Here is a 14,614-nt window from a genome sequence, read left to right as displayed (position 1 = left end):
GCGTGGCCAAGTCATTCAGGCTGCCTCGAATGAAACGGGCCCGGCCCTTAAGATGTGATGTTTCTCTCACGGTCAGGTGGTTGATGAGGTTCTTCAAGCTCCATGTCCCCTTCACCCCCTTCTGTGCTTGACCGCAAACGAGGTAAAGATCGTCCGCCCGGCGCCCCATTACTGCCTGCGAGTATTTCAGATGCCAGAGAAGTACGGTGACGGTATCGTCCGTCTCCCCGATCGCCACGACGTCCGCGCTCTCCCAGGTGTCATCGTCATCTCTTCCGGGAGAGTGGGCAGACAATCCTCGCAATGGGCGTTCCGCTGATCGCACCTCCTTTGGTTTTCTGACCACTTTACCGCCCGAAGCGTGACCTCTCGCTTTTGCGGCAAGTGTCCGAGCGTAAAGCGAAGCTATTGAATCTTGTAAAGAATTCGGTTGCGCAGCGGGCGGATTCCCGCTATCTTTTTCGATAGGGCAGTACGCGCTGCCCTGGGGTGTGGAAACCCCTACACGTGGTTGATGCCGGCCGTAACGGCATCACACTCCTTGACCTTCGGTCGAGGAGCCTGTGGCGTATGTCCAGGTTCCTCGGAACTAAAGGCCACAGGACCGTCTAGCACGGTGTTCCAACTCCCCGATCAGTGGGTTTAGCGAGTTTTCAGCGGGGGCGCACCGCGTGAAACTCTCCATCGGGGTGTCCACCATGAAGCGCTATGCAGCAGCACAGGTCCGGACTTCGAGGCCTGCGCAAGCCGAACAGTCGAATTTAGCGCGCGAGTTGGTGCATCCAGTTGATCGGCATGTCGGACAGCAAATCCGTATCCGCCGAATGCAGTCGAATGTATCCCTAGGGGATCTCGGCGCCGGCATCGGGGTCAGCTTGCAGCAGGTACAAAAATATGAAAGCGGTAAGAACCGCGTCAGCGCTTCGATGCTCTACGAGCTTGCCAATTGCCTCAAGATCCCTGTTTCGAGGTTTTTCGAAGGCCTTCCAGATCCCGAAACCACTCATGGCCAGCAAATCATAACAGAGATCGATGAGAAGATTGCCTATATTTCCACGGCGGAGGGACGGCGTCTGATAGACGACGTTTTGCTCCTTTCTCCGCGTGTGCGCAGCCGGGTCGTTGCCCTCGTCAGCTCGATTGTCGATGAAGAGATGGAAGAACAGAAGCCGGTTGGTTCATCTGCTGGTTCTTAGCTCCCTACCGGTCGATTTTCTCCGCTGCTTCAAGCGAAAATTCGACGCGCAATACCGCCTTCTGTGCTCGCGAAAAATCGGCGGCGACGTGTTCTGCCCGCTCTTGCGCGGCGCGCCGGGCGGCTTTGTGTTGCGCAAGCGATAGGCCGGCATCGGCTTCATGGCTGCGCAATACGGATTGTCGCATCAGCGCGTCCTGAAGCTCGGCGGCGGCGATGACACCACTCTTGCGTAATACGTCGACGACAGGATTGCCGGCGGCCCGGCTTGCCGCGATGTCGAGCGCTTCGGAGGCTTTCGTTTCCCGCTCCCGCGCGCTTTCGGCATCCGCCCGCGCCTCGGAGAGGCTGCGGGAAATATTGTCCGCCCGCAGGCTGCGGATCTGCAGCAACTGCCTGAGAGATTTCAACGCCTTCATATCAGCCGCTCAGGCACCGTTGTTCGTCGTCAGGATTTCCAGCTGGCCGCCCTTGATGACCTTGATGCTGTCGGCTTGCTGCCGGCTCAGCACGTCTTCGACGGCCTTGGTGAAGACGGCGGGCCCGCGCACCAGCACCAAGCCGCTGGCGGGATCTTCACGCAGCGCATCGTCCGGCAGCAGCGGGAACAGCGCGCGAATGGCGTTTTGCTCGGTCTTCCAGCTGCGGCCGCCGCGATCGAGGACAACGGTGGAGACCTCCTGCTTCGGCGCGATGATGATGCGGCTGCCGTCATAGGCGACGAAGAGATTGCTGGCATCGCCAAGCTTGACAAAGGCCTTGGCTCCGCTTTCCCGGACGGACCAATGCTCGACCTTGCCGCTCAGCGTCCCGACTGTCGTGACCGGGATGCCGGACATGAAGGACAGCGTCTGGACGACATCGCCAAGCGGCAGGGAGACGACATCCAGGCGCACCTCCCGCTCGCTGGCGCCGGCCGGTGGAGGAAAGGAGGCCAGCAGTCCGATAGCGGCCATGTAAACAAAACGCGCAAACATCTGAGTTTACCTCACGATCCGGATATCGCCCGACAACTAATGAACGAATGAAGGCAGGGGCTGCGAAATCCAATCTATTAATAATTATCTGATCTACTGTTGCAGATCATCGGTCCGCTGGGAACAGGACGGATATCCATTTCGCGCATTTGTTGTACATATCGCGAATTAATAACTTTTTAACATAAGCTATTGAATTCGATCTTGAATTCTGCAAGGCTCTGGCCGCCAAAACCATGCAAGGAGTTCAAGACATGGCTAGTACTTCGACACTTGATGCGGGCATCGGCTCGGCGATTTCCGCCTTCAAGTCGGCCCAGAACGAAGCGACCGAGCAGAGCCTGAAGGTTGCAACCGAAATCACCAAGATCAACGGCGTCGCAAACGCCATCAAGAAGATCGGCCCAGGCTGATTGAAACAATGGCGAGACGGGTTCGCCCGTCTCGCTTCCCCGCTTTCGAAGACAATAAAAGCCGCTCGACGGACGGTTCGGGAACAAGATGGTTATGGATCTAGATTCCTCTTCGCCGACATTCAGAGGTAACGCCGGCAACGCTGCGTCAGGCAGCGGCGGACCGGTCTTGCGCATCACGCGCGCCGGGCGCAGCTCCAATCTGCCGCTGACGACAGAGCGGCAGGTGGTCGGCGGCAGCGCCGATTGTGACCTGATCGTCCTAGGCGCCAAACCGGAACCCGCCTTTGCCATCAGTCTGCAGCGCTCCCGCGGCTCCGACACGGTGTCGTTGACCGCGTTGCGGGATGACGTCGTGATCGACGGTCGTTCCATCCCGCGCGATCGGACAATGACCCTTACGAAGAGACAGACCATCTCCTTCGACGGCACGATCTGTGAGCTCGAAGGTCTCGGCGCCGGGCGCGTGCGGTTCGCGCCGCGCCGGATTGCGGCTGCCGGCCTTCTCGGGCTGGCGGCGTTGCTTTTGCTGGCCGGCCTTTACAACAGCGATGCGCCGGCTCACGAAGCCCCGCTCGTCAGGGTTTCCGCCGCACCCGAACCGGCGCCGGCGGCGGCGGCGATCGCGGCCGAAATCCGCCAGGCCATTCGTATGGCGCAGCTTCCCCAAGATCTGAGCATCGTCGCCACCGCCGACGAAATTCGCATCGGCGAAGGATCGCGGCCTCTCGGCCTGCCCGACAAGACCAAGCTGCGCAGCATCATCGCCTCGATGAGCCGGCGCGGTTCCGTTTCCATCGTCGATCTCACCGCCCTCTCTTCCGGTCTCGACGGCTTCGTTGCCGCCGCCGGCTATACGCCCGTCAGATTCATCATCGGCTCCGACGGTCGCCGCTACGAGGAAGGCGATGTCGTTGCGAGCGGCTGGCGCATCAAGGAGATCGGCAAAGACCAGATGATCGTTTCCCGTGACAGTGAGGACGATACGGTCAATTTCGCCTCTGCCGGCAATGCCGAGCCGAAGCTCGCCGAAATTTCCAGCAGCGAACAAGAATAGGCGATGGCGTCGGAAGCCGGATCATGAAGGTAAGGTCATCCGCCATCGCCATGCTTGCGCAGCGCACCGATATGCTGCTTGCGGTTTTTTTCGCCTCCGTCGTGACGATGCTGGTGCTGCCGCTTCCGACAATCGTTCTGGACGTGCTGATCGCTTTCAATCTCTCCTTCGCTTTCGTGGTGCTGATCACCACGACCTATCTGAAGAGCGTGCTTGAAATCGCGACCTTTCCCGCGGTCATTCTGATCGGCACGCTGTTCCGCCTGGCCTTGACGATTTCCTCGGCCCGGCTCGTGCTGGCGGACGCCGATGCCGGCGAGATCATCATGGCCTTCGGCGATTTCGTCGTTGCGGGAAATGTCGTCGTCGGGCTGATCATTTTCCTGATCGTGGCGCTGGTGCAGTTCATCGTGGTGACGAAGGGCGCCGAGCGCATCGCCGAGGTCGGCGCCCGTTTCACGCTCGACGCCATGCCGGGCAAGCAGCTCGCCATCGACAGCGACCTGCGCAACGGCCATATCAGCACGGAAGCCGCGCAGAAGCGCCGGTCGCGTCTCGAACAGGAGAGCCAGTTCTTCGGCGCGATGGACGGCGCCATGCGCTTCGTCAAGGGCGATGCGGTCGCAGGATTGGTGATCGTCGCCGTCAATCTCATCGGCGGCCTGGCGATCGGTATCTTCCAGAAGGGCCTGAGCTTTGCCGAGGCCGCCCATCTCTATACGCTGCTGTCGATCGGCGACGGCCTGGTCTCGCAGATCCCATCCATTCTGATGGCAGTCTCGGCGGGTATCGTCGTGACCCGCGTGTCCGATGACGGCAATGGCAGCCTCGGCAGCGATATCGGCCGCGAACTCTTCCGGGAGCCCCGCGCATTGGCGATTGCGGCGGCGCTGACGATCTGCGCGGGCTTCGTGCCGGGATTTCCCACAGGCGTGCTCGGCGCAATCGGCCTGTGCCTGGCGGGCCTTGCCTTTATGGTGCATCGCCGGCGCACCGGCCCGGCCGCAGCCGGATCGGCGAATGCCGTGGAAAGCGCCAATTCCTATCCGCTCGACCGGACGAAATATGGCGATCCCGTCGTCGCCACCGTCTCGGTGGAAACGCTGGCGCGGCTTGAGGCGATGCGGCTCGGCGAAATGCTGGACGGGCGGATCCGCATGGCGGCGCGCGCCGTCGGCGTCTCCGTGACGGTGCCGACGTTCAACGCCGATCCCCGCATGGCCGAGGATCTGATCCACCTTCAGGTCGAAAACGTGCCCGCCGGTCTCGTCAGCTGCGGTCCCGAACGGACGGCCGAACAGATTGCCGACGACATCGTGCGCATCGTCCGCCGCCATATCGGCGCCCTGTTCAGCGTCGACGACGCGGCACAATGGCTGGGCAGCCTCGAACCGCGTCTCGGCAAACTGGCGATCGACGTCGCCACCCAGGTGCCGCTGATGCTGACGGTCGCGGTCGTCAGACGCCTGCTGGATTCCGGCGTGACGCTTTCCCAGCCGCGCGGACTGCTGGAAGTGATGCTGCACGCCGGCACCGATCACGCGCCGGATGCCCTGGCCGAAATGGCGCGCGCCGCGCTGGTCAAGCAGATCGCCTTCGGGCTTCTCGACCGGCGCGGATTGCTGCCGGCGCTGGTGCTTCCCGCCGAATGGGACCACTTCATCCGCTCCTATGACGCCGCTGGAGCGACCGAGAAGATCGAGATAGCCGAAAGGCTGCGCCTGCTGGCCGAGAAAGCCAGGCAGGCTCTCGAGGACGCCAACGAGCGGGGATACGATCCCATCATCATCGTGCCGGGCGAGTGGCGCCTGCTCACCCAGACGCTGATGATCCACCACAACTGCCGCATTCCGGTGCTGGCGGCGGAGGAGATCGACAGGGATATAACGATCGAAACCATCGGAGAGATCGGGCAAATCCGGAACGCTGCCGGCTCCAAACAAAGGCCGGGCTGATAGAGCAAGTGAAGTAGACGAGACCAACTGGGGATGAATGCAATGTGTGGCGTAGATGGACAAAGGCCCATAGACTTCGACAGAACCTCCCGTTTCGACCTTGAGTCCGATTGCCTTGGCGGCAGCAATAGGGCCGACACGGATTTCACCGCCATCCGAACCCGCAAGGTCTCGCCCTTCGAAGATTTCTCCGGCAACCCGCCGACGCTGACCTCCTATGTGCCGAAGTCGCGGGAAACGTCGGAAAACGGCATGGATTCCGACCCCAAGGATCTGCTGCGCAAGCACATCAACTGGCAATCCCACTCCAAGAAGGTGGATCCATCCGACGAGAAACAGGCCACGACTTTGCAGACCACGACGGAAAAACCCGACCTCTCGAAAGAGGGCAGCGTCATCGTCGTCAACGAGCCGATCGTCGTGGATGGCGGCGTGTTCGACGGCAAGGGCGCGACCTATACGGCCTCGTCCAAGCTCGGCGATGGCGGCCAGTCCGAAACCCAATCGCCGCTGTTCATTCTCAAGAACGGCGCCACGCTCAAGAATGTCGATCTCGGCGAGAATGGCGCCGACGGCATTCACGTCTATGGCGGCGCGACGCTCGAAAACGTCAATTGGCAGAATGTCGGCGAGGATGCGCTGACGGTAAAAAGCGCCGGCGACGTCACTATTATCGGTGGCTCCGCCAAGGGCGCGACCGACAAGATCTTCCAGATCAATGCCGACACGAGGTTCTATCTGAAGGATTTCGTCGCTGACGGCTTTACCACGCTCGTGCGCACCAACGGCGGCAAGCAGATCGACGCCGACGTCACCATCGATGGCGGGGCGTTCTCCCACGGCAGCAACGTCTTCCGCACCGACAGCTCGCTTGCCAGCGTGACGTTCCTCTCCGATATCACGCTGGACGATGTGAAGAACTGGACGCGTGTAGGTGACAACCAATCGGGCGTCTGAGACGCCCGACCACCGGAACCGCAAAGCGAAGATCAAGCGGGCGGCTTAGGCTCCCGCTTTTCATTGCCGGCCTGGTCCTTGCCTGCGCGGCGGGCTGCTGCGCATTTCCGCGCCGATTTGCCGGCGCGCCGATTTCAGCTTCGGGTCGCCCTGGGTATCCTTGTATTCGCGCCGCGCCTCGGTCTTGGTCATGCGGTGTTCGTGCCTGAACAGCGCGCGCGAAATGCGGATATCGAAAAAGGCCGCCGCCACCATGATGCCGGCGGCAATGACGAGGATCGAGCCGAGGAGATGGGCTGTCGTGGAGAGCGTGCATGCTTCTCCGCAAAGAGGCGACCAGAAGATGCTGTTGAGGAAATAGAGGATCGCACCGCCGCCGGCGGCGGCGAGCAGGACAAACTTGACGAGCCCCTTGACGAACTCGGCGATGCTCGCGAGCGAAAAAAGCCTCTTGATGCCCTCGAACGGATTGAGCCGGGTGAAATCGAAGCTCATATGTTTGAACGATACGGGAAACCCCTGCCCGTCGAGGATCGACACCAGGATGGTCGCGGCAAGACCCATGGCAAGCGGCAGCCACATGAGATCGAGCAGCGCCACGCCGGTTTCGCTCAAGCCGACAGTGACGGCGTCGGAGAGGTCGGCCCGCGCGGCGGACTGCAGGCCGCTATCGAAACTGCGGGTGAAATCCTCGAGGATATCAGGCAAGCCCCAGGTGACGTAGACGGCGATGGCAAGAACGGAGATCGCAACCGGGATTTCCTTCGAGCGGGGAACCTGGCCCTCGCGGCGGAGCCGATCGAGCTTCACCCGGCTCGGCGGCAGGGTTTTTTCTTCGGTATCGTCATTTTTGGCCATGGGTCACCTCCAGCATGGCTTTCACCTCGTTGAATCCGTCGATCCAGAGATCGTGGAAATAGCTGGAGATGAAGGCCGTGTAGATGACGAGAATGACCACGACCGCGAAGTTCTTGATGGCCGGCAGGCTATCGTTCAGCGGGAATTGTTTCGACGAGCGGCCAACGAAGGCCAGCGACAATTCGAGCGCGCAGGTGACGATCATGAACGGGGCGGCAAGCAATCCGGCCGCTTTGAACAGCCGGCCGAATACACCGAGGATCATGTCGAGCGGATCGTCGGGCATGGCGGGCATGAGCTTGAAGAGCGGCCAGAACTCGAACGACTTGTAGAAAATCGCGACCAGATCGATGATGCCGCCGGCGCTGACGAAAATCACCAGGGCGATCGACATCATCAGCGAACCGAGCGGCGCGGTTTCCAGCGCGTTGATCTGGTCGAAGAGATTGGCGGCATTGGCACCGCGATAGACATCAGTCATATCACCCGCCGCCTGGGCCGCCCAGAAGGGAATGCCGAGCCCCATGCCGACAAGCGCCCCGAAGCAAAGTTCCTTCATCGAAAGGGCGGCCAGATCGAACCAGGACGTATCCCCCAGCGCCAGCGTCGAATAAGCGAAGGCGACGGAGGGCGCCGACAGGCCGATTGCGAGGCCGAAACGCAGGATGCCGACGATGCTGAACAGCGAGAAGATCGGGAAGATCAGCAGTATCCCGAGCGCGCGGGCGGCGCCGAGCATGGCTGCGGCCGGTGCCGCGACCTCGATGCCGACGAGCGGAAGATGATCCGGCCCCATCCGCCTCGCCTCACTGAACCATGGTCGGGAAGTCGTTGAGGATGTGAACGGAATGTTCGATCAGCGGCGTTGCCAACACCCGGCCGAACAGCAGCAGGGTGATGGAGATCACGAAAATCTTGACGATCTGCGCGATGGTCTGTTCCTGGATCTGCGTCGCCGCCTGGAAGATGGCGATGACGAGGCCGAGAAGTGCGGCAAGGCCCAGAATAGGGCCGGCCAAGGCGAAGGTCGCCATCACGGACATGCCGATTTCGGCTGCGACCTGATCCTCACCCATGACGGCAAGCCTTTCCGGTCTGCGCGGCAGGCACCCGAACCGGTGCGTTCGTCATGGCAGGCTGCTCACTGCGCATAGGATAGCACCAGACCTTCCAGCAGTCGCCGCCAGCCGTCGATCGAGACGAAGAGCAGCAGCTTCAGCGGCGTTGAAACCACCGTCGGCGACATCATCTGCATGCCGAGCGCCACGAGAATGGCGGAGACGGCGAAGTCGATCATCAGGAAGGGCAGATAGATCAGAAATCCGATTTCGAATGCCCGCGTCAGTTCCGAAACGAGGAAGCTCGGCGTCAGAACGGTGATGTCGTCGGAGGCGATCGGGCTAACCGGTGCGTTTGCCCAGATTTTCTGCGATGCCTGGACGAAAAAGTCGCGGACCTCGGCATCGGAAAATTTCAGCATGAAATCCTTCAGCGGTGCCGCCACCTTGACCATGCCGTCCGCCATACCACTGACCGTGGCGAAATCGCCGCTATGGGCGAGCAGCAATTGCCAGCTGTTCTGCAGCACCGGGTTCATCACGAAGGCCGAGAGCACGATGGCGATCGCAAAGACCAGGAGATTCGGCGGTGTCTGCTGGATGCCGATCGCATTGCGCACGATCAGGAGAACGACCGAAATCTTGGTAAAGGAGGTTGCTATCACGGCAATGACCGGCAGCATCGAGATCGCCGCCATCGCCACGAGGCTCTGGGCAAGAGGAAAGGTCTGTTCCATCAGTCGTGCAGCATTGTCACGCGAACGGCGCTCAATCCATCCACGGAGATAATTTCCCCCCGCCCGATGACACGGCCCTGGGCGATGATATCGACGGCATCCGTCAGCGGCCTGTCGAGATTGAAGACATAACCTTCGCCGATCGTCTCGAGTGTGCGAAGCGGAAGCTCCAGCCGTCCTGCATCGAAGACCAGCTTGATCGGGATGCTGTCGACAGGCGACGGACGCGGCTCGCCCTGCAATTCCTGATCGACGGTTTCATTCGTCATGAAATGCCTCATTGGTCCGGTTGGCGTCGACAGAAGCGGCTGGGTGAGGACCGCGCCTTTGTCCGATCGCATGCAGGTTGCAAGGTAACGTTCACCCGTGATCGCGATCACGGTCTCCGGCGCCGCCCCATCGATGACGATGCCGTCCCCCAATCGCAGGGATTTGATCTCACCGACCGACAGCACGGCATAACCGCGCCGGATGCCGACGGTCGTCGTCAGGGCATCGAGCGTGCGGCGCGGCAGGCGGCTCGCCCAGCCGACCAGCCCGTTCAGAAAAGCCTCGTCGAAGCGGCCGCTCAAGGGCAGGCTCATGCCGTTCCAGCCGATTTCGAAGCCGAAATTGCCGCTGGCATCCGGCTGCGGCTCCACGCCGATCTGCAGCAGCGACAGGCTGATGCCGATCTTGTTCTCGATTGCCTCGAAGGCCTCGACGAACTGATGTTCGACCACCGCCGCCTGTTCATGCGGCGACAGTTTTTCCCAGAGGAGCAGCGGTTCAAGCCTTTCGGCCAGCAACCGCAATGCGCCGGCCGACGCAATCAGCATCTGCTCCCGTTCGCCGATGCGGCAGAGAAGACCGACCGGATCGACGATCCGCGCGGCTGCGATATCGGGGGACAGTGGGCGAACGGAAAGCGTCTGCTCCCGGACCGGAATTTGCCAGGCGGCGCGCATCATCGTGTCGGAACGGGAAAAGAAGCTCTCGGCCATCGATGACCGGGGCCATGCGGTCGCTGCGATATTCATCGGACAAGCTCCTCGATCGCTTCGACGATCACGCCGAACGGCTGCGGCTTGCCCTGGCCGTCAAACAGGAAGCGCTGGATGAGCCCGTGTTTGGCGACGGCCTCGTCGACGGCGGCATCGCGCCCCTGGCGATATTCGCCGACGCGAATCAGCAGTTCCACCTCGTCATAGAGGGCCAGCAGGGCGCGCAGCCTGTCGGCGGCCTGGCGATGGCTCTCGCTCACCACCGCGCTCATCGTCCGGCTTCGGCTGGCCAGCACATCGATCGCCGGAAAATTGCCCGCCCTGGCAATCTTGTCGGAGAGCACGATATGGCCGTCCAGCAGCGATCTGGTTTCTTCGGCAATCGGATCGTCCTGCTCTTCGCCTTCGACGAGGACCGTATAGAAAGCTGTCATCGTGCCGTTTGCGCTGTTGCCGGCGCGCTCGAAGATCTGTGGCAAGACGGCGAATACGGAAGGCGGAAAGCCGCGTCGCACCGGCGGTTCGCCGGCAGCAAGCCCCACTTCGCGCAAGGCGCGGGCCATGCGGGTGACGCTATCGATGACGAGCAGCACATGTTTTCCCTGCTCGCGAAAATATTCGGCGATCGCCGTTGCCGTCATCACCGCCTTGAACCGCTCCAGCGCCGGGCGATCGGATGTGGCGACAACCAACGCCACATTCGAGGGGACGCCTTCCGGCATGTTGCCGGCAACGAATTCGCCGACCTCGCGTCCGCGTTCGCCGACCAGGGCGCAGACGATCACATCGGCCTTGTTGTTGGCGACGATCTGGGACACCAGCGTCGACTTGCCGGCGCCAGGCGCGCCGAAAATACCGATGCGCTGGCCCTGGCCGCAGGTCAGCAATCCGTCCAGGGCGGCAATCCCCGAGGTAAACGGCTGGCGGATGGGGCGCCGCGACAGAGGATCGACCGGCTGGCCGTAGAGCGGCTGCAGGAAACGCGCGTCCTCGCCGGCGGGGTTGGCGGAGGGACGCAGGATATTGCCGTGTGCGTCGACGATCGCGCCGAGCAGGAAATTGCCGACGGAGACGGCCGGTTCCCGGCCGGTCGGGACGATTTCCGTGCGCAGGGAGATGCCGCGGGTTTCGCCGTGAAGCGAGAGAAGCGCCGTCTCGCCGTCGATGCCGACGACATCGGCAAGGCCGATGCGACCTCGGCCCGGCTCATGCAGTTCACAAAGCTCGCCGATCCTGACCGAGGGGATGAGCGCCCGCACCAGCAGGCCCGAAACACTCTTTACGCGCCCGCTCTGCCGCCGCACGTCCGTTTGTTCGAGTCTCCGCTCCATCCGAAGCAACGCGTCAACCATGGACGAGGGCCTCGATCACGGTGGCGAGCTGGTCTTTCAAGCCGATCTGGCTGCGTCCCGCCGACGTCTCCAGAATAATCTCGCCGGCAGACATCAGCGGATCCGTCTCGATAGTGATGCGGTGATCGATATCCGCAATTGCCCGGGCGATCATGGCGGCATCGTCGGGGGCGACATGCAGGGCGATCTCCTGGGCCTCAGCGGTCTGGGATATGGCGTGGCGGACCAATCGCCTCGTGCGCTCGTCGGCCTCCATCGATCCGAGGATCAATCCGACCGATTTCAGAACCACCGCCTCGACCCAGCTGTCGAGATTGGCAATTTCCTGTTCGGCTTTTCCGAGCGAGGCGGCAAGCCGTGCGGCGGCATCGCGAACGCCCTGTTCGAACCCGTCGCGATAGCCGTTTTGGGCGGCCTGCTCGCTGGCGGCGGCAAGTGTCGCCTGCGATTGGGCGGCGTCGTGGCGGGCAGCCTCCAGAATTTGCGCCGCCTCTCTGATCTGGCCGAAACTCTCCGCCGGAATGATGCGGTCGTGGCGCGCAAATCCCGAGCTCATCGTCCGGCGCCTTCCTGTATGGAGGCGACCTCGTCGACAGCGGCCGTCGCCAGAACGAGCGCCGGGCTCTTCAAGAGGGAAGCCGAGCCGTTTTCGGCCATGTCGCGCCAGCCCGCCCACCGCCATGCCGCAGAGATCCGGTATTCGTCTGCCAGAAGCGCCAGCATCGACCAGCCATCGGCCTCGACGACATGCCTTGCCTGCTCGCTCAACAGATCAAGCGGCGGCGTTGCCGTGGAAAGATTGATGTGGCCGAGGGCGAATGCGACCGCTTCCTCGCCGTAGACGGCCTTGAGCCTCGCAAGGGTCGGGCGATCGACCGCGGGGCAGAAGGCTGCGAGATGATAGGCGAGGCCCGCCCGGAGCGCGGCCGTTGCGCGTCCGCCCGCGTCCATGGAAATCAGGCGGCGGGCGCCGTCGGCAAATGTGGCGGGGTCGCCATGGGCTTCCGCGATCTCAGTGAAAAGCCGCCGATACAGCCGCGGTGACAGGGTAGACCCATCGGCAAGGAGCGGCGCGGTCCCATCCCATCGGGCGGCCGGCAGCATATCCGCGGAAAGCAGCGCTGCCCTGCGGATCCTCGCGGCATCCGAGATCGCCTCGCCGTCCGAACGCGGCGTGCGCATGCTCAGCGCTCCTTCCGCTGCGGCAACAGCAGCAGCAGGCATGCCCCGATGGCGAGGATGATGGCGCCGATCACGGCCAGATTGGGGCCTTTGAAAGCCGAGAGAGCGCTTTGCACCATCGAGAATGGCGCCGCAGCGGGTGCCGGCGTCACTGGTGCTGCTGGGGCGGGCGCTGCGGCTGTGGCAGGAGCCGCCGGCGCGCCGACCTCCGACCAGGGGCTGACCACCACCGAGACATCTTCGTAAGAGAGATCACGGATGCTGTTGACCAGAACGGATCGGCTTTTCATGTCGATCTCGTTGAGATTGGCGCCGGGGCGATATTGCAGCACGGCCGCCGCCCTCGCCTTCTCCTTGATGAGCCCGCGGCCGTTCTCCTCCGGCAGCACCACATGGACGCGCGCCGTCGCCACGCCGTCAAGCCCGGAAAGCGTTTCGGCAAGCTGCTGCTCGATGGCGTAGCTCATCCGGGCTTTCTGTTCGTAAGGCGTCACAAGGAAGCCGTTGCCGGGAAAGAGTTCGGCGACATTTCCGAACGACTGACGCGGCAGACCGGCGCCCGCCAGCAACTCGATCGCCCGGGCATGATCGGCTGATTCAGCGATGATCGCATAGGTCCCGCCCTTTTCGCTCTTCATGGTGACGGAGATGCCGGCGCGTTCCAGCAGGACCTGAGCATCCAGCGCATCGCGCTGATCGAGTCCCGTCAGCACGTCCTGGCTGCAGGCGGCGAGGAACAGGCAGAGGGCGAGCATGGCGGCCTTCGGAAGGACTTTGCGCGCGGGCGAAGAGATCGATGATCTCGCAAGGGCCGATGAGATCATGATATTCACTGGCCCTGCGTCAGCCGTTTGGACGACGACATCACCGACTGGGTGAGTGACGACAGCAGCGTCGTGCCGGTTGCGAATTGCTGTGATTTCTCCAGCCGGTCGATCGATGTCGTGATGTCTTCGATCTTCGGGCCGCTGTGATCCTTGTCCGCGGCAAATCGCACCAGCGGCGTCTCCGGCTGGCCGCTCCCGGCCACGGGCATGAAGAATGCCGACAGCCGGTCGAGAATGCTGGAGGGCCTGGTATTGCCTTCCGGTGAATAGGAGGGCGGGACGGCGTCGGACTCAGGCGCGATCTTGCGGCCCTGGGTGTTGGGAATAGAGGTGAGTTCGGTTGGCCGAAGGCCGGCGAAATCCGCCGGTTGCAGTCCGATCCGCTCCGCCACGATCTCCGAGGTCTTCAGCACATTGCCTGTCGATACGCCGTCGACGGGCGGCGTGAAGGCGCGGCCGGAAAGTTCTTCTCCACTCATTGCAATTCCTCAACTCGGTACACGTCAACTGCAAACGATGAACGGGAACGCTACTCGTCGCTGCCTTCGTCGATCGCCTCCTTGGCGAAATTGAAAAGCGAATTGTTCAGCATCAGGGTGTTGGAAATCATGCCTGGCAGAAACGCGTCCACGGCAGCGGAGAGTATCTCGCTCTCGCTGTTCGGATCGACCTTTTTCGTCGTGCTGCCGGTGGTGTCCTTGGAACCCGTCTTATCGGTCGTCAGCTCCACCGAGACAGGGTTTGCGAGCGCCAGGTTGAGGTCGGAGTTCACTGAATCTACGGCCATATGAGCACTTCCATCAAGGAGTTATCAAAATGAATGCATGATTTGATATGGATAAAAAAACGGCCGGTCAATTGTTTAAACTTAACCGATGGTTAATTTTCGGAACTTGCAATCGGCATTGACAACTTTATCGACCTTTATATTAAAATTGAACGTTTTTTATCCGTAAAGCGCAGCAGATATCCAGATTGCGCATGAAATTCATACTTAAATTTATTGCTATCAAATGTTCACAGGCCAGACTGCCTCTACGCCAACCGGGCCTGTGAGTACCCA

Annotated in this window: 18 protein-coding genes; 5 read left to right on the top strand and 13 right to left on the bottom strand. The window is 61.8% G+C overall.

Going from position 1 to position 14,614, the window contains the following annotated elements:
* The first annotated feature begins 698 nt into the window (after positions 1–698).
* Positions 699–1,196, top strand: coding sequence for a helix-turn-helix domain-containing protein (locus tag AMK02_RS23780; RefSeq protein WP_016737416.1), 498 nt, complete (start codon positions 699–701; stop codon positions 1,194–1,196).
* 4 nt (positions 1,197–1,200) lie between these two features.
* On the opposite strand, the gene AMK02_RS23775 is transcribed toward AMK02_RS23780, so the two are convergent.
* Both AMK02_RS23775 and AMK02_RS23770 read right to left on the bottom strand, forming a co-directional pair.
* Positions 1,201–1,614 (bottom strand): hypothetical protein, encoded by a 414-nt coding sequence (locus AMK02_RS23775; protein ID WP_009995183.1) that lies wholly within the window; start codon positions 1,612–1,614, stop codon positions 1,201–1,203.
* Positions 1,615–1,623: 9 nt separating this feature from the next.
* A complete protein-coding gene (locus AMK02_RS23770; protein ID WP_008534289.1) occupies positions 1,624–2,172 on the bottom strand; it encodes a hypothetical protein in 549 nt (182 codons plus the stop codon).
* Between the two features lie 254 nt (positions 2,173–2,426).
* Here AMK02_RS23770 and AMK02_RS31895 point away from each other — a divergent pair, with 254 nt between their 5' ends.
* The 4 genes from AMK02_RS31895 (at position 2,427) to AMK02_RS23755 (ending at position 6,554) form a co-directional block, all read left to right on the top strand.
* Positions 2,427–2,585 carry a hypothetical protein gene (locus AMK02_RS31895; RefSeq protein WP_004672595.1) on the top strand — a complete coding sequence of 53 codons (159 nt, stop codon included), beginning with the start codon at positions 2,427–2,429 and terminating at the stop codon, positions 2,583–2,585.
* Positions 2,586–2,679: 94 nt separating this feature from the next.
* Positions 2,680–3,642 carry a SctD/MshK family protein gene (locus AMK02_RS23765; protein ID WP_237358372.1) on the top strand — a complete coding sequence of 321 codons (963 nt, stop codon included), beginning with the start codon at positions 2,680–2,682 and terminating at the stop codon, positions 3,640–3,642.
* 23 nt (positions 3,643–3,665) lie between these two features.
* The gene (locus AMK02_RS23760) at positions 3,666–5,597 is read left to right on the top strand and encodes a flagellar biosynthesis protein FlhA (protein WP_046977187.1); all 1,932 of its coding nucleotides are present in this window, start codon (positions 3,666–3,668) and stop codon (positions 5,595–5,597) included.
* Between the two features lie 42 nt (positions 5,598–5,639).
* Entirely contained in the window at positions 5,640–6,554 is a 915-nt protein-coding gene (locus AMK02_RS23755; RefSeq protein ID WP_046977186.1) for a pectate lyase, read from the top strand.
* A gap of 60 nt (positions 6,555–6,614) precedes the next feature.
* On the opposite strand, the gene AMK02_RS23750 is transcribed toward AMK02_RS23755, so the two are convergent.
* The 11 genes from AMK02_RS23750 to AMK02_RS23700 all read right to left on the bottom strand — a co-directional run bounded on the left by AMK02_RS23750 (position 6,615) and on the right by AMK02_RS23700 (position 14,338).
* Positions 6,615–7,412, bottom strand: a complete 798-nt coding sequence (locus tag AMK02_RS23750; RefSeq protein WP_046977185.1) for an EscU/YscU/HrcU family type III secretion system export apparatus switch protein — start codon at positions 7,410–7,412, stop codon at positions 6,615–6,617.
* Positions 7,399–8,208 carry an EscT/YscT/HrcT family type III secretion system export apparatus protein gene (locus tag AMK02_RS23745; protein ID WP_046977184.1) on the bottom strand — a complete coding sequence of 270 codons (810 nt, stop codon included), beginning with the start codon at positions 8,206–8,208 and terminating at the stop codon, positions 7,399–7,401. The genes AMK02_RS23750 and AMK02_RS23745 overlap by 14 nt, the downstream gene beginning before the upstream one ends.
* Positions 8,209–8,218: 10 nt before the next feature.
* A complete protein-coding gene (locus AMK02_RS23740) occupies positions 8,219–8,488 on the bottom strand; it encodes a flagellar biosynthetic protein FliQ (protein ID WP_046977183.1) in 270 nt (89 codons plus the stop codon).
* A gap of 65 nt (positions 8,489–8,553) precedes the next feature.
* Entirely contained in the window at positions 8,554–9,207 is a 654-nt protein-coding gene (gene sctR / locus AMK02_RS23735; RefSeq protein WP_046977182.1) for a type III secretion system export apparatus subunit SctR, read from the bottom strand.
* A complete protein-coding gene (locus AMK02_RS23730; RefSeq protein ID WP_046977181.1) occupies positions 9,207–10,226 on the bottom strand; it encodes a FliM/FliN family flagellar motor switch protein in 1,020 nt (339 codons plus the stop codon). The genes sctR and AMK02_RS23730 overlap by 1 nt, the downstream gene beginning before the upstream one ends.
* Positions 10,223–11,542: a FliI/YscN family ATPase gene (locus AMK02_RS23725; protein WP_046977180.1), complete on the bottom strand. Its 1,320-nt coding sequence runs from the start codon at positions 11,540–11,542 to the stop codon at positions 10,223–10,225. The genes AMK02_RS23730 and AMK02_RS23725 overlap by 4 nt, the downstream gene beginning before the upstream one ends.
* The gene (gene sctL, locus AMK02_RS23720) at positions 11,535–12,098 is read right to left on the bottom strand and encodes a type III secretion system stator protein SctL (RefSeq protein ID WP_046977179.1); all 564 of its coding nucleotides are present in this window, start codon (positions 12,096–12,098) and stop codon (positions 11,535–11,537) included. The genes AMK02_RS23725 and sctL overlap by 8 nt, the downstream gene beginning before the upstream one ends.
* A complete protein-coding gene (locus AMK02_RS23715) occupies positions 12,095–12,724 on the bottom strand; it encodes a hypothetical protein (protein WP_046977178.1) in 630 nt (209 codons plus the stop codon). The genes sctL and AMK02_RS23715 overlap by 4 nt, the downstream gene beginning before the upstream one ends.
* 2 nt (positions 12,725–12,726) lie before the next feature.
* Positions 12,727–13,557, bottom strand: a complete 831-nt coding sequence (gene sctJ / locus AMK02_RS23710) for a type III secretion system inner membrane ring lipoprotein SctJ (protein WP_046977177.1) — start codon at positions 13,555–13,557, stop codon at positions 12,727–12,729.
* Positions 13,554–14,030, bottom strand: a complete 477-nt coding sequence (locus tag AMK02_RS23705; protein ID WP_046977176.1) for a hypothetical protein — start codon at positions 14,028–14,030, stop codon at positions 13,554–13,556. The genes sctJ and AMK02_RS23705 overlap by 4 nt, the downstream gene beginning before the upstream one ends.
* Before the next feature lie 50 nt (positions 14,031–14,080).
* The gene (locus AMK02_RS23700; RefSeq protein WP_008534237.1) at positions 14,081–14,338 is read right to left on the bottom strand and encodes a hypothetical protein; all 258 of its coding nucleotides are present in this window, start codon (positions 14,336–14,338) and stop codon (positions 14,081–14,083) included.
* Positions 14,339–14,614: the final 276 nt, after the last annotated feature.

The organism is Rhizobium sp. N731 (assembly GCF_001664145.1).
Taxonomy (GTDB): Bacteria; Pseudomonadota; Alphaproteobacteria; order Rhizobiales; family Rhizobiaceae; genus Rhizobium; species Rhizobium esperanzae.
This window is presented reverse-complemented; position numbering and strand designations above follow the sequence as displayed.